At 74.6% G+C, this 18,695-nt stretch carries 15 protein-coding genes; 9 read left to right on the plus strand and 6 right to left on the minus strand.

The features are described 5' to 3' along the window. Positions 1–42: 42 nt before the first annotated feature. On the minus strand, positions 43–1,095 hold the full coding sequence (hemE, locus tag ACYVDA_RS17395) for a uroporphyrinogen decarboxylase (RefSeq protein WP_460819714.1): 1,053 nt from the start codon (positions 1,093–1,095) through the stop codon (positions 43–45). A 71-nt stretch (positions 1,096–1,166) separates the two neighbouring features. Here hemE and ACYVDA_RS17400 point away from each other — a divergent pair, with 71 nt between their 5' ends. Beyond that, positions 1,167–1,775, plus strand: coding sequence for a DUF3000 domain-containing protein (locus tag ACYVDA_RS17400; protein ID WP_460819715.1), 609 nt, complete (start codon positions 1,167–1,169; stop codon positions 1,773–1,775). After that, on the plus strand, positions 1,775–3,061 hold the full coding sequence (locus ACYVDA_RS17405; protein WP_460819716.1) for an HRDC domain-containing protein: 1,287 nt from the start codon (positions 1,775–1,777) through the stop codon (positions 3,059–3,061). Before ACYVDA_RS17400 ends, ACYVDA_RS17405 begins: the two co-directional genes overlap by 1 nt. 60 nt (positions 3,062–3,121) lie before the next feature. On the opposite strand, the gene ACYVDA_RS17410 is transcribed toward ACYVDA_RS17405, so the two are convergent. Then, complete coding sequence (locus ACYVDA_RS17410) at positions 3,122–4,498, minus strand: ABC transporter substrate-binding protein (RefSeq protein ID WP_460819717.1); 1,377 nt, start codon at positions 4,496–4,498, stop codon at positions 3,122–3,124. A 199-nt stretch (positions 4,499–4,697) separates the two neighbouring features. On the opposite strand from ACYVDA_RS17410, the gene ACYVDA_RS17415 reads away from it, so the two are divergent. The 3 genes from ACYVDA_RS17415 (at position 4,698) to ACYVDA_RS17425 (ending at position 6,843) form a co-directional block, all read left to right on the plus strand. Continuing rightward, entirely contained in the window at positions 4,698–5,480 is a 783-nt protein-coding gene (locus ACYVDA_RS17415; protein ID WP_460819718.1) for a hypothetical protein, read from the plus strand. Positions 5,481–5,483: 3 nt separating this feature from the next. Then, positions 5,484–6,101, plus strand: a complete 618-nt coding sequence (locus ACYVDA_RS17420) for a hypothetical protein (RefSeq protein ID WP_460819719.1) — start codon at positions 5,484–5,486, stop codon at positions 6,099–6,101. A gap of 196 nt (positions 6,102–6,297) precedes the next feature. Then, positions 6,298–6,843 (plus strand): type II toxin-antitoxin system PemK/MazF family toxin, encoded by a 546-nt coding sequence (locus ACYVDA_RS17425; protein ID WP_460819720.1) that lies wholly within the window; start codon positions 6,298–6,300, stop codon positions 6,841–6,843. 172 nt (positions 6,844–7,015) lie between these two features. Here ACYVDA_RS17425 and ACYVDA_RS17430 read toward each other — a convergent pair whose 3' ends face one another. The 3 genes from ACYVDA_RS17430 to ACYVDA_RS17440 all read right to left on the minus strand — a co-directional run bounded on the left by ACYVDA_RS17430 (position 7,016) and on the right by ACYVDA_RS17440 (position 12,218). Beyond that, on the minus strand, positions 7,016–7,636 hold the full coding sequence (locus ACYVDA_RS17430) for a uridine kinase family protein (protein WP_460819721.1): 621 nt from the start codon (positions 7,634–7,636) through the stop codon (positions 7,016–7,018). 179 nt (positions 7,637–7,815) lie between these two features. Next, positions 7,816–11,619 carry an ATP-dependent RNA helicase HrpA gene (hrpA, locus tag ACYVDA_RS17435; RefSeq protein ID WP_460819722.1) on the minus strand — a complete coding sequence of 1,268 codons (3,804 nt, stop codon included), beginning with the start codon at positions 11,617–11,619 and terminating at the stop codon, positions 7,816–7,818. Positions 11,620–11,714: 95 nt separating this feature from the next. Continuing rightward, positions 11,715–12,218, minus strand: coding sequence for a hypothetical protein (locus ACYVDA_RS17440; RefSeq protein WP_460819723.1), 504 nt, complete (start codon positions 12,216–12,218; stop codon positions 11,715–11,717). 112 nt (positions 12,219–12,330) lie between these two features. Between ACYVDA_RS17440 and ACYVDA_RS17445 the strand changes: the two genes are divergently transcribed. The 4 genes from ACYVDA_RS17445 to ACYVDA_RS17460 all read left to right on the plus strand — a co-directional run bounded on the left by ACYVDA_RS17445 (position 12,331) and on the right by ACYVDA_RS17460 (position 18,140). Then, complete coding sequence (locus ACYVDA_RS17445) at positions 12,331–13,083, plus strand: response regulator transcription factor (RefSeq protein WP_460819724.1); 753 nt, start codon at positions 12,331–12,333, stop codon at positions 13,081–13,083. Further along, positions 13,083–14,534 carry a sensor histidine kinase gene (locus ACYVDA_RS17450; protein ID WP_460819725.1) on the plus strand — a complete coding sequence of 484 codons (1,452 nt, stop codon included), beginning with the start codon at positions 13,083–13,085 and terminating at the stop codon, positions 14,532–14,534. The genes ACYVDA_RS17445 and ACYVDA_RS17450 overlap by 1 nt, the downstream gene beginning before the upstream one ends. A gap of 184 nt (positions 14,535–14,718) precedes the next feature. Then, a complete protein-coding gene (locus ACYVDA_RS17455; protein ID WP_460819726.1) occupies positions 14,719–16,884 on the plus strand; it encodes an ArnT family glycosyltransferase in 2,166 nt (721 codons plus the stop codon). Then, the gene (locus ACYVDA_RS17460) at positions 16,881–18,140 is read left to right on the plus strand and encodes a bifunctional glycosyltransferase family 2/GtrA family protein (protein ID WP_460819727.1); all 1,260 of its coding nucleotides are present in this window, start codon (positions 16,881–16,883) and stop codon (positions 18,138–18,140) included. The genes ACYVDA_RS17455 and ACYVDA_RS17460 overlap by 4 nt, the downstream gene beginning before the upstream one ends. Here ACYVDA_RS17460 and ACYVDA_RS17465 read toward each other — a convergent pair. Further along, positions 18,034–18,681: a TetR/AcrR family transcriptional regulator gene (locus ACYVDA_RS17465; RefSeq protein ID WP_460819729.1), complete on the minus strand. Its 648-nt coding sequence runs from the start codon at positions 18,679–18,681 to the stop codon at positions 18,034–18,036. The genes ACYVDA_RS17460 and ACYVDA_RS17465 overlap by 107 nt on opposite strands. Between the last annotated feature and the right edge of the window lie 14 nt (positions 18,682–18,695).

An 18,695-nucleotide genomic window follows, 5' to 3' on the forward strand; every position in this document is an offset into this window, starting at 1 on the left:
TCTCCCAGCGTCGCACAGCGCCCCGCGCCGCCACGGGACGCCTCAGCGGGCGGAGTGCTCGTGAACGAAGTCGGTGAGGCGGGCGAGCTGGTCGGGGTCGGTGGCGGGGATGACGCCGTGGCCCAGGTTGAACACGTGACCCGGTGCGGCGCGACCGGCGTCCAGGACCTCGGCGGCGCGGGCGAGCATCACCTCGGTGGGGGCGAAGACCAGCGTCGGGTCCAGGTTGCCCTGCACCGCCCGACCGCCCACGCGCTCGATGCCGGCCGAGAGCGGGACCCGCCAGTCGACGCCGACCACGTCGGCGCCGGCCTCGCCCATCAGGTCGAGGATCTCCCCGGTGCCCACCCCGAAGTGGATCCGCGGGACGCCGGTCGCGCCGATCCGCTCCAGGACCCCGGCGGACCACGGCATCACGTGGGTCTCGTAGTCGGCCCGCGTGACGGCACCGGCCCAGGAGTCGAACAGCTGCACCGCGCTGGCGCCGGCGTCGACCTGCACCTCGAGGTAGGCCGCGGCGATCCCGGAGATCTTGGCCATCAGCGCCGCCCAGACGTCGGGGGCGCCGAACATCATCGCCTTGGTGCGGGCGTGGTCCTTCGACGGACCACCCTCGACCAGGTAGGAGGCGACGGTGAAGGGCGCGCCGGCGAAGCCGATCAGCGGGGTGTCCCCCAGCTCGCCGACCAGGCCCTGCACCGCCTCGGTGATGAAGGGGACGTGCTCGACCGTCAGGTCCGGGATCGCCTCGACGTCGGCGAGCGTGCTCACCGGGTGCGCGACGACGGGTCCCACGCCGGGCTTGATGTCGAGGTCGACGCCGACCGCCTTGAGCGGCAGCACGATGTCGGAGAAGAAGATCGCGGCGTCCACGCCGTACCGGCGCACGGGCTGCATGGTGATCTCCACGACCAGGTCGGGGCGCATGCAGGAGTCGAGCATGGAGACGCCCTCGCGCACCTTGAGGTACTCCGGCAAGGAGCGGCCGGCCTGCCGCATGAACCACACCGGGGTGTGCGGCCCGGGCTCCCCGCGGGCGGCCCGCAGGAAGGCGGAGTCGTGAAGCGAGGGGTTCGTCGTGGAGGCGGCGGGCATGGGTCGATCCTCGCAGGTCACGGCGGCGAGTCGAGCGGCCACCCAGGGGCCCGCGCCCTAACCTGTGGACCATGGCGGCACCCGATCAACCGCGCATCGAGCCTCCGGTGGCTCCCTCCGAGTTCCGTGCAGCCCTGGCGCAGATGCACAAGGCCCGGTTCCGCAGCGAGCTCTTCGTCGAGGAGATGCCGGCACCCCAGCGCATCGCCCCCTACGCGTCCGCCCTCTCGGCCGACGTCACCGTCGACGGCGAGGACACCGGCAGCGGCCGGCTCGTGCTGCTCCACGACCCGGCCGGCAACGACGCCTGGGGCGGCACCTTCCGCTGCGTGGCCTACGCCCGCGCCGAGATCGACCCGGAGCTGGTCACCGACCCGATGCTCGCCGGCGTCGGCTGGAGCTGGCTGGTCGAGGCGCTCGACGCCCACGGAGCGGCGTACGCCGTGCCGTCGGGGAGCGTCACCTGCGTCAGCTCCGAGAGCTTCGGCGGCATGCTCGAGGAGCCCCCGACCGCGCAGCTCGAGATCCGCGCCTCCTGGTCGCCGAGCGGCGACCTGACCCCGCACGTCGAGGCGTGGGGCGAGCTGATGTGCACGGCCGTGGGCCTGCCGCCGGTGCCCGAGGGTGTCGTGACCCTGGGGTCGGGCCTGACGCGACGCGGTCAGCGCGGCCCCTCCTGATGCCGGATCCCACCTCCCAGGACGACGAGGTCGTCGCCACCGAGGAGGCGGCCGCGCCCCCCGCGCCGCTGCTGACCCTGCGCGACGGACTGCCCCCCATCGTCGACACCGACGACCAGCTCGCCGAGGTCGTGCGCCGGGTGCGCGAGGGCACCGGCCCGCTGGCGCTGGACGCCGAGCGCGCCTCCGGCTACCGCTACTCCCAGCGCGCCTACCTCATCCAGCTGCGCCGCGAGGGCTCCGGGACGGCCCTGGTCGACCCGATCGCCTTCGAGGACCTCACCGATCTCGGCGCGGCGTTCGGCGACGCGGAGTGGATCCTGCACGCCGCGAGCCAGGACCTCCCGTGCCTGCGCGACGTGGGACTGCACCCGACCCGCCTGTTCGACACCGAGCTCGCGGCGCGGCTCCTGGGCTACCCGCGCGTCGGCCTGGCCACCCTGGTCGAGGTGATCATGGGCGAGGCGATGCGCAAGGAGCACTCGGCCGTCGACTGGTCGCGGCGCCCGCTGCCCGAGCCCTGGTTGGAGTACGCCGCCCTCGACGTCGAGGTGCTCGTCGAGCTGCGCGACGTCATCGCGGCCGAGCTCAAGGAGCAGGGCAAGGCCGAGTGGGCCCGCCAGGAGTTCCAGCACCTGATCGACCACGTGCCGCCGCCGCGCACCGACCCGTGGCGCCGCACCTCGGGCATCCACAAGGCGCGCGGACGTCGTGGTCTGGCCGCCGTGCGCGAGCTCTGGACCACCCGCGACCGGATCGCCGCGCAGCGCGACACCACGCCCGGCCGGCTGATCCCCGACGCCGCCATGATCGCCGCCGCCAACGCCTCGCCCACGAGCGTCGGCTCGCTCCTGGACACCCCCGGCTTCAACGGCCGGGGCGCCCGCCGTCACGCCGACCAGTGGCTGGCGGCGCTGGAGACGGCGCGGGCGCTCCCCGACCAGGAGCTGCCCCCGCTGACCGTGCGCTCCGACGGGCCGCCCGCCCCGCGGGTCTGGGCCGAGCGCGACCCCGTCGCCGCCGCCCGCCTGGCGACCGCGCGCGCGGCCGTGTCGGAGTTCGGCGAGGAGCACCGGGTCCCGATCGAGAACCTGCTGACGCCGGACTACCTGCGACGCGTGATGTGGAAGCCCCCGGCCCTCGACGGTGACGTCGAGACCGCGGTGGCCGAGGAGCTCACCCGGCTCGGCGCCCGCCGCTGGCAGGTGGAGATCACCGCTCCGATGCTGGCCCGCGCCATCGTGGACCCGCAGGTCGACGAGCCCGCCGCACCGCCCGCCTCCTGAGGCACGGCCCGGGTCCGACCCGGGGTCCTGCGCGGGGTCGGTCGACCGCCGCCCGGGGCCTCAGGGGGTGGAGGTCGAGGAGGGGCTGGTCGGGCTGGACGTAGTGCTCGGGCTGGGCGACGGGGTCGGGCTGGGCGTCGCGTCGGGGTTGAAGATCGTCACCGACGCGTCGTCGATCGCCTTGAGCCGGTCCTGCAGGGGCAGGACCTGCTGCTGGGTGAAGATCGGCCCGAGCTGACGGTCCACCTCGGCGCGGACCGCCGGCCACGTGACCGTGGTCGGCAGCAGCTGGATGTCGCGCAGCTCGCGGGGGAAGACGGTGGAGTGCAGCGGCCGCTGCCCCGTCTGGAGGAAGGCGTCGGCGTTGACCACGTCCACGTTGGCGGGCATCACGTAGCCGGTGGCCGCCAGGGCCGAGGCCGAGGCGTCGGAGACCAGGTAGGTGAGGACGTCGGCGGCGCGCTCGGGGTTCTTGACCGCCGAGGACAGGCACAGCCCCGACATCGAGCCGATGGTCTCGCTGCTGCCGACCCGCGGGATCGGCATCACGTCGAAGGTGAGGCTCTGCCGCGCGCGCAGCTGCGGCACCAGGTCGCGGTAGCCCAGGATCATGCCGAGCTTGCCCTGCTCGAAGCGCTTGAGCGCCGAGGTGCGGCGCAGCGCCCGGGGGCCGAAGGAGTTGCCGGGGTCGCGCACGATCGTCAGCAGCCGCTCGAGCGCTGCGGTCGAGGAGTCGTCGGCCAGGGTGGTGGTGGTGGGCTTGTCCGTGTCGTCGACGACCTTGCCGCCGCCGGACCACACGAACGGCGCGAGCTGCTCCACCTCGGGCGCGACGTAGACGCCCCGGACGCCGGGCGCGCGAGGCATGGCGGCCGCCACCGCGAAGTCGTCCAGCGACCAGCCCGTGTCCTGCGAGACCTGCGTGCGGCCGGGCTCGCGCAGCTGGTCGAGCTCGACCAGGCGCGGGTTGTAGTAGACGACCAGCGGGGAGATGTCGGTCGGCATGCACTGGAGCGCGGCGTCGGAGCTGAAGGCCTCGAGGCCGTTGCGTGCGAAGCCGTCACCGAAGTCCACCTCGCGCTCGGAGAGGAGGTCGTCGACCCGGCGCAGCGCCTTGTCCTGCTCGAGCAGGCCCAGGTCGCCGTGGTCGGCGAGGAAGAGGTCGGGCGGATCCCCCGCGGCCTGCGACTTCTGCAGCGCCGCCATGGCCTGGTCGTGCGTCGCGTAGCCGCGCACCCGCACGACCGTGCCGGGGTGCTTGGTCGTGAACGAGGCGGCCAGCTTGCGGTAGGTCTCCAGGACGGGACGGGCCCCGTAGACCGCGAGGGTCACGGTGGTCGGCGCGCTCGGCGACGCGGTGGGCGAGGCCGTGGGCTGCGTCTGCGGCCCGGAGCTGCACCCGGTCGCCACGAGGGCGGTCACGACCAGACCGGCCACGCCCGCGACGCCTCGGCGTACCGACGACCTGACCTGCACCTGCACCCACGCGACCTCTCGTCGTCGACCGCCACCGATCGCCTCCTGCAGGCGAGCGCGGAACGCCCCGAACCGGCTGCCCCGGCGCCGCCACGATAGCGGGACACGCCACGCCCGGCCGCGTCGGCTCGCCCCCGCCCTCGACGCCTACGCTGAGCCCATGCCTGCGCGCCGATCCCACCCCTCCCTGGCCCTGCTCGCGCTGGGCCTGGCCGCCGGCGCCCTGACCACCGGCTGCTCGGTCAGCCGCAGCGACGACACCTCGAAGGCCGACGCGTCGCCCTCCCCGACCGCGACCTCCACCGTCACGGTCACGCCCGTGGCCACGCCCACGCCCTCCCCCACGGCCAGCCCCTCGTCGGCCGCCACCGCCAGCACCGGGACCGGCGCCTCGTCCTCGGCGACCCCCGCCCCCACCGGCGGCGGACCGCTGCTGACCACCGCCCAGCTGCCGGCCGTCCCCGGCTCGCCCGCCTGGGCCCAGGAGCGCAGCGGCCCGGCCGGGACCTCGCCCTTCGGCCTGTGCCAGAAGGTCGACCTGCTGTCCATCGGGGCCGAGACCGTGAGCGAGCGCAGCTTCAGCAGCGGCCAGGACACCGCCGCCCAGCAGGTCGCCCGCACGCCCGACGCCCGCACCGCCCTGCGCATCGACAAGGTGGTGCAGGCCTGGCACGACGGCTGCCGCGACCGGGTGCGCGCCAGCGCGGTGCGGGTCAGCCCGGTCCAGCCGGTCACCGGGACGTCGGCCGGGAGCGCCTGGCAGTACACCGTCACCTACGAGGTCGGCGGCGACGTCCACGCCCAGGCGTTCGGGCTCGTGCGCAGCGGCAGCAGCGTCTCGCTGCTCCGCCTGGACCTCGCGGGCCAGGCCGACGACTCCGCCCCGATCCCGGCCGACCTGATGGCTCCGGCCGTGCGGGCGGCCGCTGCCCGGCTGGGCTGAGCCGTGAGCGACTCGACCGACCGGCCCCACCACCGCCCCTCGATGCCCGGAGCCAAGCACTTCGAGGCGATCGAGGGGTCCGCCGACCCCGCCACGCTGAGCGAGGCCGCCGACCGCGCCGCCCACGCCCTCGTGCGCGGTGCGCGCGAGCAGGCCGACGTCGACCTGGTCTCCCGGGTCGTGCACCTCGCCGAGGACGAGGGCCTGGAGACGCTGGCCGACCTGTGGTCCGGCGCACCGGCCGACTCCCTGGCGGGGTCGCTGTGGCGGCTCTACCTGCTGCGCAGCTGGGTGCACGCCGACCCGGCGACCGCGGCCATCGAGTTCGACCGGGGTCGCCGGCACGTGCCGGTGGGCGAGGTGGTCTCCGGCGTCGTCGACCCGCCCGGGCCCGCGCAGGTCCAGGCGCTGGTGGACCAGGTCCTGGCCGGCCTGGTCGGGGGTGAGTACGCCGACACGCTGTTCCGCGCCTCCGCGTTCGCCCGGGTAGCGGCCGCCGGACGCGTGCGCGACCACGACGGGGCGACGTACGCCAGCGACGTCTCGGCCTCACGCCTGACCACCCTGGCCGACCAGCTCGAGCGGGCCGCGCACCTCGAGCTGCGCGACGCGCTGGCCTGACCCCTACGCCGCCCCCGTCATGGCGGTGTGGAGATCACCACGTCCGCTTCGCGTGTGTCCTCCGGGGACCGGTTGTACAGTGATCGCGGGCGCCGGACCGCGGCAGCCCCGGGTCCCACATATAGCCGCTTCGAGCGGCCACGCGCCGTGAGGCGCTCCCGGTCCGGCGCTCCACAGCTTCGGCAGGAGGATGCTCGTGCGACTCTCCCCCCGCATGGCGCGCGTCCTGCGCGACGTGGTCCCGGTCGTCACCCGCGAGCTGCTGAGGGCGACCTCGTCAGGCACCGCGACCCGCACCAGGCTCGGACGTCGGGCGGGACGGCGCTCGGCCCCGTCCGCCCCCGCACCGGCTCCCGGCGGCGGCTCGCGTCAGCTCGGCTGGGCCCCGCGGGCGGACGGCCGCCCGGACCCCGGCGAGGTGTGCTGGGCCTGGGTCGCCTACGAGGAGGACGCCTCCCAGGGCAAGGACCGCCCGGTCCTCGTCATCGGTCGCGAGGGGTCCGACCTGCTCGCGCTCCAGCTGACCTCGAAGGACCACGACCGCGACGCCGAGCAGGAGCGCCGCGCCGGTCGGCTGTGGATGGACGTCGGGACCGGCGCCTGGGACTCCCAGCGACGCCCCAGCGAGGTGCGCCTGAACCGCCTGCTGCGGCTCTCGCCCGACGCGGTCCGGCGCGAGGGGGCCACCTTGGACCGCGCCACGTTCGAGCGGGTCGTCGAGGCGGCCCGGCCCCACCTCTGACCGTGTCCCCGGCCGAGGGGGCTCGTCTGGCGGCCGAGGAGGCTCGTGTGGCCGCCGAGGAGGCGCGTCTGGCGGCCGAGGAGGCTCGTCTGGCGGCCGAGGAGGCTCGTGTGGCCGCTGAGGAGGCTCGTGTGGCCGCTGAGGAGGCGCGTCTGGCGGCCGAGGAGGCTCGTCATGCAAGCCCTTCGTCGCCGCCGGGTCCGGCAGCGGGGAGGACGAGGTCAGCCAGGCCCTCCGGCTCGACCGCGCGGGCGTAGGCGATGCCTTCGGGGATCCACTTCGTGTGCCAGAGGTCGAGCTCGGCGGCACTGTCGCCCTGAGCCCGGTTGCGGCGCAGCGCACGTCGGGCCGCGATCTCGGGTGGTAGGTCGATCCAGACGGCGAGGTCGAGCACCGGGCGGGTCAGTGGTCGCAGGAGGCGGATGCCCTCGACGAGGACGACCGGAGGCAGGGCCACGTCACACCGACCCTCGCCCCCGTCCCACATCCGCACGGGGTACGTCAGGCGCGACGGCCTGGGGCTTGCCCGTACCCGGTGCAGGAGCTCGATCAGGGCCGGCCAGTCGTGCAGGTCGTCCAACCCGGACCCGGGTCCGGCCCCCCGCGCGTAGAAGCAGTCGGTGGAGACCACCTGCTCCTCGTCGAACCCGAGCGAGACGGCGAGCCCGGCAGCCAGGGTGGTCTTGCCGGATCCGCCGTGCCCGCTGATCCCGACGACGGGCGTGCGGTCGAGCTGGGCGAGCAGCATCCGCACGCGGGCCAGCAGGTCGGCGTACGGCGCGGGATCGGGCACGGTTGGACCGTCCCACGTGCACGGCGGTCCCACCACCGAGTTTTCGCACGTCGCCAGACCGGCCCCCTCACCCGCCACATGGGCCCCCTCGGCCACCAGATGAGCCCCCTCGCGCGCCACACGAGCCCCCTCGGCCACCAGATGAGCCTCCTCGCCGGGGGGCTTCCGGGGCCGGCCGGTCAGGAGGTGGAGTCGAGGGCCTTGCGGATGCGGGCGTCGGAGACGGGCTGGGCGGTGCCGAGCTGCTGGGCCCACAGGCTGACGCGGTACTCCTCCAGCATCCAGCGGACGCGGCGGACATCGGCCGTCGGGGGTACGCCGGGGGGCAGGGCCGCGAGCCGGTGCTCCCAGGCCTGCTGGAGCGGGGTGACCGCGTCCATCAGCTGCCGGTCCCGCGACAGGTCGCCGAGCCGGTCGACCCGCTGCTGCATCGCCTGGAGGTAGCGCGGGTAGTGCCGCAGCGCCTCGGCCCCGGCGTCCCCGACGAACCCCGGACCCACCAGCCGCTCGAGCTGCGCGCGCAGGTCGTTCATCGCCGGCAGTGCGGCCATCTCGACGCGTCCGCGCAGCGCCTTGTCGACCGGGCGCCAGGCGGCCAGCACGCGCAGCACCTGGTGCAGCACGCCCACCGACCGGTCGGGCAGCTCGGCGCGGGCGCGGGCCACGAGCGCGTCGAAGGCCGCCTCGTCACGGACGACGGGCGTCTGGTCGACCAGCTCCCCCGCGGCGGCCACGACGCAGTCCTCCACCAGGGCGCGGGCGCCCGGGTACGGCGAGGCGGCCAGCCCGAGCTTGGCGGTGTTGTCGAGCCCGTCGAGCATCGCGGAGACCGGCGACGGCACCGCGAGCAGCACCAGGCGGCGTACGCCGAGACGGTGGTGGGCCTCCTGCTCCGAGGCCGAGGCGGCGACCCGCAGCCCGACCGAGGCACCCTCGTCGACCAGCGTGGGGTAGACGCGCACCTCGTGACCGGCCCGCGAGCGGGTGAACGACGTCTCGACCGTCCCGAAGGTCCACCGGGTCTGACCGGTCGCGTCGATCCCGGACTCGGAGGCGACCTGCTGGACCGCGGCGTCGAACGAGGGCCGCAGCGGACCCTTGACCTCCTCGAGGTCCTTGCCGATCGCCACCTCGCGGCCGTCGTCGTCGACCACCCGGAAGCGCGGGCGCAGGTGGGCCGGCACCCGCTCGAGGTCCCAGGCCTCGCGCGGCACGTGCACCCCGGTCATCGATCGCAGGTGGCGCGAGAGCGAGCTGAGCAGGTCCTCCTCCCCCGGCGGGGCGACCTCGAGGAACCGTCGCGCCATGTCGGGCGCGGGCACGAAGTGCACCCGCAGCGGCTTGGGCAGCGAGCGGATCAGCGCGGTGACCAGCTCCAGGCGCAGGCCGGGGACGTTCCAGGTGAACGGGTCGGGCCCGACGGTGTTCAAGGTGGCCAGCGGGACGTCGACGGTGACCCCGTCGTCGACCGCACCCGGCTCGAAGTGGTAGCTCAGCGAGAAGGTCAGCGGCCCCTCGGCCCAGGTGTCGGGGAAGTCCTGCGCCGTGACCTCGTCGGCCGCGTCGTTGACCAGCATCGAGGGGTCGAAGGTCAGCAGGTCGGGTCGGCGTCGCCGCTCGCCCTTCCACCAGCCGTCGAAGTGACCGCCGGAGACGACCTCGGGCGGGATCCGGGCCTCGTAGAAGTCGAAGAGCGTCTCCTCGTCGACCACGATGTCGCGGCGCCGGGCGCGGTTCTCCAGCTCGGCGGCGTCCTCGAGCAGCTCGCGGTTGGTCTCGAAGAACTTGTGCCGCGCGCGCCACTCCCCGCCGACCAGGGCGTGGCGGATGAACAGCTCGCGGGCCAGCTCGGGGTCGCGGGTGCCGAGGGCCACGGTGCGGTCCGCGACGAGGGGTACGCCGTACAGGGTCACCCGCTCGTGGGCCTGGGCCGACTCGCGCTTGCGGGACCAGTGCGGCTCCGAGAGGGTCCGGGTGACCAGGTCGCCGGCGAGCCGCTCGGCCCACTCGGGGTCGATCGCGGCGTTCTGCCGGGCGTAGAGCCGCGAGGTCTCGACCAGCTCGCCGGCCATCACCAGGTCGGGCTGCTTCTTGAACAGTCCCGACCCGGGGAAGAGCGAGAACCGGGTGCCACGCGCCCCCAGGTAGTCGCGCTTGTCGGCGTCGCGCAGCCCGATGTGGGACAGCAGTCCCGAGAGCAGCGCCTGGTGGACGGCGTCGCCGTCGACCGCGTCCTCGGCGCCGGCCGCACGTCCCGGCGTCAGCCCGACCTGCTTCGCGACCTGGCGCAGCTGGGACTCGAAGTCCTGCCACTCCCGGATGCGCACGTAGTTCAGGTGCTCCTCGCGGCAGCGGCGGCGGAACGCGCTCGAGCCGAGCTCGGACTGGAGTCCCTTGAGGTGACGCCACAGGTTCAGCCAGGACATGAAGTCCGAGCGCGGGTCGCGGAAGCGGGCGTGGAGCTGGTCGGCGTGGGCGCGGTGCTCGACCGGGCGCTCGCGCGGGTCCTGGATCGAGAGGGCGGCGGTGATCACCAGCACCTCGCGCACGCAGCCGAGCCGGTCGGCCTCCAGGATCATCCGGGCCAGCCGCGGGTCGATCGGCAGCCGGGCCAGGGTGCGGCCGGTCGCGGTCAGCCGGCGGCCGCGCTCGCCGCCGCGGCCGCCACGCCCGGTGCCGGGTCCCGGGGTCGGCCGCCCGGCGGGCACCAGCGCCCCGAGCTCCTCGAGCAGCTGGACGCCGGCCCGCACGGCGCGGGTGTCGGGCGGCTCGACGAAGGGGAACCGCTCGACCTGGCCCAGCCCGAGCGAGGTCATCTGGAGGATGACGCTGGCCAGGGAGGTGCGCAGGATCTCGGGCTCGGTGAACTCCGGGCGCGCCTCGAAGTCCTCCTCGCTGTAGAGCCGGATCGCGACGCCGGCCTCGACGCGACCGCACCGGCCCGAGCGCTGCTGGGCGCTGGCCTGGCTGATCGCCTCGACGGGCAGGCGCTGCACCTTGGTGCGCGAGGACCAGCGGCTGATCCGGGCCAGGCCGGTGTCGATGACCGCGGTGATGCCCGGGACGGTCAGCGAGGTCTCGGCCACGTTGGTGGCCAGCACGACGCGGCGCCGGGTGTGCCGCTCGAAGACGCGGTGCTGCTCGGCGGCGGAGAGGCGGGAGTAGAGCGGCACGACGTCGAAGCCGCGCGGGCCCTCCGACCGGTGGCGCAGTGCGTCCTCGGTGTCGCGGATCTCCCGCTCGCCGGGCAGGAAGACCAGGATGTCGCCGCGGGTGTCGCGCAGCAGCTCCTCGACCGCCGCGTCGATCGCCTCGGTCTGGTCGCGCTGGACGGGCTCGCCCTCGTCGTCGTCGTACGACTCCTCGAGCAGCGGGCGGTAGCGGACCTCGACCGGGAACGTGCGTCCCGAGACCTCGATGATCGGCGCGGCGTTGCCGTGGGCGTCGGCGAAGTGCTCGGCGAACCGCTCGGGGTCGATCGTGGCGGAGGTGATCACGAGCTTGAGGTCGGGCCGCCGCGGGAGCAGCCGCTTGAGGTAGCCCAGGATGAAGTCGATGTTGAGGCTGCGCTCGTGGGCCTCGTCGATGATCAGGGTGTCGTAGCGCTTCAGGTCCCGGTCGTGCTGGAGCTCGGCCAGCAGGATGCCGTCGGTCATCACCTTCAGGCGCCCCTGGCGCGAGGTCTTGTCGGTGAACCGCACCTGGTAGCCGACGGTCTCCCCCAGCTCGTCGCCGAGCTCCTCGGCGATCCGCTCGGCCACGCTGCGCGCCGCGATGCGCCGGGGCTGGGTGTGCCCGATCAGCTTGCCGCCGGCGGCCACGCCCTCGCCCCGCCCCAGCATCATCGCGATCTTGGGCAGCTGGGTGGTCTTGCCCGACCCGGTCTCCCCCGCCACGATCACGACCTGGTGGTCGCGGATGGCGTCGGCGATGTCGTCGCGACGGGCCGAGACCGGCAGGTCGGGCGGGAAGTGGATGCGCACAGCCCGACCATTCTCGCGCAACCCCGGTCACCGGGCGACGCGCGGGGGCGTCGGACCGGTGACCGGGTCGGCTCAGGGGTTGGCTCAGGGGTTGCTCAAGGGTTCTGCTGCGGTGCCTGCCCCGGGAGCTGGCCCTGCTGACCCTGCTGCTGACCCTGCTGCTGACCGGGGCCACCCTGCTGCCCGAACCCGCCGGGACCACCGCGCTGGCCGAACCGGCCCTGCGGTCCCCCGGGGAAGCCGTGGTGCCCGCCGCGGCCGTCCTCGCCCTTGCCCGCGCTGGCCAGGGCCGCGCCGCCCAGGCCGCCCAGCAGCACCGAGGCCAGCGCCACGGCCAGGACGGCGCGCAGCGACCAGGCCCGCTCGCGCAGACGCTGCCAGCGACCGGGCGACGGGTCCTGGGTCGCACCGGCCCCAGCCGCGGCGTGCGACGCGGGGTGGGGCTCGGCCGGCAGCGAGCGCGTGGCGTCGGGCTGAGCAGGCTGGGCCTGCACGGGCCGGTCCGCTGCCGGGACGGCCCCGAGGGGCGCGGTCGGCTGGTCGGTCGGGCCGGGAGGGTCGTTCGGGACGGGCCGGGAGGAGGGAGGGACGTCGTTCATGACGCCCACCGTGCCCGACGGACCTGTGCTGAGGCTGTGGCCCGAGCGGCTCACAGGAAGCCCACAGGGAACTCATGGACGAGCCTCGGGGTCGGCCACCACAGTGGTGCCCATGAAGAACTCCGGCCCCGAGCTGACGCGCCCCGACGGCACCCCCCTGCGGGTCCTGGTCGTCGACGACGAGGAGAACATCGCCGAGCTGCTGCGGATGGCGCTGCGCTACGAGGGCTGGGACGTCGACGTCGCCCTCAACGGCGCCAAGGCGGTCAGCACCGCCAAGCGCCAGCGGCCCGACGCGGTGGTGCTCGACATGATGCTGCCCGACTGGGACGGCATGGAGGTGCTGCGGCGGTTGCGCACCGACGCCCCCGACGTGCCCGTGCTGTTCCTGACCGCGCGCGACTCCGTCGAGGACCGGGTGGCCGGCCTGACCGCGGGCGGCGACGACTACGTCACCAAGCCCTTCAGCCTCGAGGAGGTCGTCGCCCGCCTGCGCGCCCTGATGCGCAGGTCCGGCGCCCAGCAGGCCAGCGCCGAGTCGGTCCTGGTCGTGGGCGACCTGGTCGTCGACGAGGACAGCCACGAGGTGCGCCGCGGGGGCGACGACATCGCGCTGACCGCGACCGAGTTCGAGCTGCTGCGCTTCCTGATGCGCAACCCGCGGCGGGTGCTGAGCAAGGCCCAGATCCTCGACCGGGTCTGGAACTACGACTTCGGCGGCCAGGCCAACGTCGTGGAGCTCTACATCTCCTACCTGCGCAAGAAGATCGACGCCGGGCGCGAGCCGATGATCCACACCATGCGCGGCGCGGGCTACGTGCTCAAGCCCGCCGCGGGCGCCGACCAGCCCGTGCACGCCGGCTGATGCACGCACCCCGCACCCTCACCGCCCGGCTCGTCGCCACGGCGGTCCTGCTGGTCCTGGTGGTGACCTCGCTGATCGCGGGCGTCACCGCCGTGGTCGTGCACCGCCAGCAGATGGACTCCCTCGACTCCAAGGTGCTGTCCTCGGTGAAGCGGGCCGGCGACGGCGACCGGGACAACCAGCCCGCGGGCCCGAGCTCGAGCCAGCAGCCCCACCGGCCGCCCGGCGGCTTCGCCAACCAGGGGCCCGGCACGCTGCTGGCCGTCATCGAGCCGTCCGGGTCGTCGGACCAGACCCGCGGCGGCGTCCTCACCGAGCAGGCCAACCAGGCCCGCCAGATCTCCTCCGCCGGGCTCGCGCGGCTCGCCGACGTCCCCACGGACGGCGAGGTGCACACCGTCGACCTGCCCGCGTTCGGCAGCTACCGGGTGACGGCCCAGACCACCCCCTCCGGCAGCCGGCTGGTCACCGGCCTGCCCACGCGCGACGCCGACAAGACGGTGGCCGCCCTGGTGGGCTCCGAGGTCCTGCTGATCACGATGGGTCTGCTGGTCGCCGGCGGCCTCGGCACGGTCGTCGTACGCCGACAGCTGCGGCCGCTGCGCGAGGTCGCGGCCACCGCCCACTCGGTCGCCACCAAGCCGCTCTCCTCGGGGTCGATCGACCTCGACGAGCGGGTGCCCGAGCACCTGACCGACGAGCGCACCGAGGTCGGCCAGATGGGCGCCGCCCTGAACACCCTGCTCCGCCACGTCGAGCAGTCCCTGGAGGCCCGGCACCGCAGCGAGCAGCAGGTGCGGCAGTTCGTCGCCGACGCCTCCCACGAGCTGCGCACGCCGCTGGCCACCATCCACGGGTACGCCGAGCTCTCCCGGCGCACCCCCGACGACCCGGCCGCGCTGTCGGGCGCCCTGGCCAAGGTCGAGACCGAGACCGACCGGATGGCCACGCTCGTGGAGGACCTCCTGCTGCTGGCCCGGCTGGACAGCGGGCGTCCGCTCGAGCGCAACGAGGTCGACCTGACCCTGCTCCTGCTGGAGTCGGTGGCCGACGCGCGCGTGCTCTCCGACGCCCACAAGTGGCAGCTGCACCTGCCCGAGGAGCCTGTCACGGTCACCGGCGACGAGCAGCGCCTGCACCAGGTCGTGCGCAACCTGCTGGGCAACGCCCGCGCCCACACCCCGCCCGGCACCACGATCACGGTCTCGACCGTCGATCGGGGCGACCGGGCCGAGATCGTCGTCCACGACGACGGCCCCGGCCTGCCCGCCGACCTCGTCGAGCACGCCTTCGAGCGCTTCAGCCGCGGCGACTCCTCGCGCACCCGCGCCTCCGGCGGCGCCGGCCTGGGGCTCTCCCTGGTCCACGCCATCACCCAGGCCCACGGCGGCACGGCCTCCGTCGTCTCCCGCGCCGGCAGCACCACCTTCACCGTCTCGCTGCCCCACTGACCCGTCGGTCCGTCGGTCCGCCGCGACCTCGTCGGGCCGTCAGGGCGCGCTGCGGGTCGATGTCGGCTCGACCGCCGGCTCGGCCGCCGGGGCGACCCGCCACCTGACGCCCGCCTGACGGCTCACAGGTGACCCACAGAGCGACCACACGGGACCTGCAGGCGCGCGGCCGAAGGTGATCCACATGGACACCACGAGCACCCTCCCCCTGCCGACCGGTCCCTCCGGTCCCCCCGGCGCCCACCACGGCACCGCCGCGCGCCGGAGCGCCCCGTCCTCGGCCACGACCGAGGCCCCGACCACCGACCGCCGCCCGCACGCGAGCCCGGGACGCGCCACGACCCCCACCACGGCGGGCACGCGGTCGAGCCGTCTCGGGCGGCTCGTGCGCGGCGGGGAGGGTGACCCGGTCTGGGCCCGCCCGTCCCTGGCCGCGCTGCTCGGGCTGACCGCCCTGCTCTACCTGTGGGGCCTGGGCAAGAACGGGTACGCCAACTCGTTCTACTCCGCGGCCGTCCAGGCCGGGTCGGTCTCCTGGAAGGCGTTCTTCTTCGGCTCCAGCGACGCCGCCAGCTCGATCACGGTCGACAAGACGCCGCTGGCGCTGTGGCCGATGGAGCTCTCGGTGCGGCTCTTCGGGCTCTCGAGCTGGAGCATCCTCGTCCCGCAGGCCCTGATGGGCGTGGCGGCGGTGGCGCTGCTGCACCGCCTGGTCCGGCGCACGACAGGCTCGCACGCCGCCGGCCTCCTCGCCGGCTCGGTCCTGGCGCTGACCCCGGTCGCGGTCCTGATGTTCCGCTTCAACAACCCCGACGCGGCCCTCGTGCTGCTCATGGTCGGCGCCGCTGCCGCGACGCTCCGCGCGGTCGAGGAGACCCGGCGTCCGGGCGGCCACGCCGTCCGCTGGATCGCGCTCGGCGGCGCCCTGGTCGGGTTCGCGTTCCTGGCCAAGATGCTCCAGGCCTTCCTGGTGCTCCCCGCCCTCGCCCTGGCCTACCTGCTGCTCGCGCAGACCTCGTGGGGCAAGCGCGTCGGCCACCTGCTCGTCGCCTTCGGCTCGATGCTGCTGGCCGGCGGCTGGTGGATCGCGATCGTCGAGCTCTGGCCCGCCTCGAGCCGCCCCTACATCGGCGGCTCGCAGGACAACTCCATCCTGGAGCTGGCCCTGGGCTACAACGGCCTGGGCCGCCTCAGCGGCAACGAGACCGGCTCGGTCGGCGGCGGCGGTGGCACCGGCGGCGGCAACTGGGGCTCCACCGGGATCCTGCGCCTGTTCAACAGCGAGATCGGCGGCCAGATCGCGTGGCTGATGCCCGCCGCGCTCGTGCTCGGCGCGGCCGGCCTGTGGTTCGCCCGGCGACGCCCGACCGTGATGGCCGGACTCGCCCTGTGGCTGACCTGGCTGGTCGTCACGGCCGGCACCTTCAGCTTCATGGCCGGCATCTTCCACGCCTACTACACCGTCGCCCTGGCCCCCGCGGTCGCCGCCCTGGTCGGCACCGGCGCCTGGGTCGCCTGGGAGCACCGCCGCTCGCTGGTCGCCTCCGGCCTGCTCTCCTTCACCCTGGCCCTGACCGCGGTGCTCGGCTGGTTCCTGCTCGACCGCGCCGGCGACTTCGTCCCGTGGCTGAAGTGGGTGGTGCTGGTCGTCGGCCTGGTCACCGCCCTGGTGCTGGCGGCCGTCGCCCACCTGCCCCGCCCGGTCGCCCTCGGCGTCGCCGGCCTCGCCGCCGTGATCTCGCTGGCCGGCCCCGCGGCGTACGCCGTCGACACCGTGGCCACTGCCCACACCGGCTCCATCGTCACGGCCGGACCCTCCACCGGGTCGGGCGGTCCCGGCGGGATGCCCGGCGGCGGTCGACCCGCCGGCACCCCGCCCACCGGCACCCGGAACGGCACCGCCGCCCCCGGCACCACGGGCACGACCGGCCCGAACGGCACGGCCGGCACCACGGGCACGACGGGGAACCGCGCCGGCGGGATGGGCGGCCTGCTCAACGGCACCACCCCGAGCGCCGCGCTGAAGACCCTGCTGACCACCGACGCCGACTCCTACACCTGGGTCGCCGCGACGGTCGGGGCCAACAACGCGTCGGGCTACCAGCTCGCCACGGGCGACTCGGTGATGCCGATCGGCGGCTTCAACGGCAGCGACCCGAGCCCGACGCTGGCGCAGTTCAAGACCTACGTCGCCAACGGCCAGATCCACTACTTCATCGCCAGCGGCGGGTTCGGCGGCCGCGGGAACAGCGGCACCTCGGCCCAGATCACCGCGTGGGTGAAGGCCAACTTCACCGCGAAGACCGTCGGCGGCACCACCGTCTACGACCTCTCCGGCGGCGTGCGATGAGCGCCCTGGCCGAGCCGGTCCCGGACAGCCGGTCCGACGCTGCGACCGCGACCGTGCTGGACGTGGTGATCCCCGTCTACAACGAGGAGGCCCAGCTCGCCGCCTCGGTCGAGCGGGTGCTGACCCACCTCGCGACGCTGCCGTGGTCCTTCCGGGTCACCGTGGCCGACAACGCCAGCACCGACCAGACCGCGCTGATCGCGCGGCGGCTGGCCCACACCCACCCCGAGGTGGAGGTGGTGCACCTGGCCGAGAAGGGCCGCGGCCGCGCCCTGAAGCGGGTGTGGAGCGCCTCGGAGAGCGACGTGCTCGTCTACATGGACGTCGACCTCTCGACCGACCTGGCCGCGCTGCTGCCGCTGGTGGCGCCCCTGGTCAGCGGTCACTCCGACCTCGCCATCGGGTCGCGGCTGACCCGGTCCTCACGGGTCGAGCGGGGCGCCAAGCGGGAGATCATCTCCCGCGGCTACAACATGATCCTGCGGCGTGCGCTGCGGGCGAGGTTCAGCGACGCCCAGTGCGGCTTCAAGGCCATCCGGCGCGAGGCCGCCCGAGAGCTGCTGCCCCTGGTGCGCGACGACCAGTGGTTCTTCGACACCGAGCTGCTGGTGGTCGCCGAGCGGGCCGGGCTGCGCATCCACGAGGTGCCCGTGGACTGGGTCGACGACCCGGACAGCTCGGTCGACGTCCTGCGCACCGCGCTCGACGACCTCAAGGGGGTGGCCCGGCTCGGGACCGCGCTCCTGCGGGGCTCGCTCCCGCTGCGGGAGGTCGGCGTACGTCTGGGACGCACCAGCGCCGAGGCCGGCACCGGACGCCTGGGACTGCAGGTCGGGGTGTTCCTGATCATCGGCGTCGCCTCGACGCTCGCCTACGCGTTGCTCTTCCTGCTGCTGCGGGGCGTGACCTCGCCGTGGTGGGCCAACGCCCTGGCGCTGCTGGTGACCGCGGTGCTCAACACCGCGGTCAACCGCCGCTACACCTTCGGGGTGCGCGGTCCCGACGGCGCGCTGCGCCACCAGGTGCAGGGGCTGATCGTCCTCGCCGTGGGCCTGGGGGTGACCACGGCGGCGCTCGCGGTGCTGCACGCGGCGGGCCGGCCCGGGCCGGCGCTGGAGGTGACGGTCCTGACCGGCGCCAACCTCGCCGTCACGGTGCTGCGGTTCGTCGCGATGCGGTGGTGGGTGTTCGCACCGAGGAGCTCAGCAGCCCCGGCAGCGACGCCGCCAGGGAGCCCAGCAGCTCCTCGCGGGTGATGCCGGCGGGGTCGCGGACCCACTCCAGCACCAGGTCCTCGACGTACGCCGCCCACCCGTGCACGACCAGCCGCACGAGCGGGGTGTCGGTCAGGCCGATCGCGGCGGCCTCCTCGGCGGCCGGACCGTCGAAGAGCCGACCGGTCAGCGCCGAGCGGGCCTCCTCGTGCACCTTGCGCAGGTCCTCGTGGCCCCCCATGGCCCCGCGGACCAGCGAGAGGTAGCCGCGGTGGTTGGCGGTGACGTAGTCGACGTAGCGCTCCAGCGAGCCGGCCAGCTGCTCCAGCGCCGTGCCCTCCCCGGTGGGCGCGGTGACCGCGAACAGCTGGTCGGCCGCACGGCGCACGACGGCCTCGTGGAACTCCGTCTTGCCGCCGAAGTAGTGGTACAGCAGGCCGCGCGAGATCCCGGCCTCCTCGGCCAGCAGGTCGATGGAGACCTCGTCGAGGGACCGCGTGGCCAGCAGGCGCACGCCGAGCTCGAGGAGCTGCTCGCGACGTTCGTCGGGGCGCAGGCGCGCACGACCGGATCCGGTGGACATGCGGGACAGGTTAC

The organism is Nocardioides korecus, assembly GCF_054778395.1.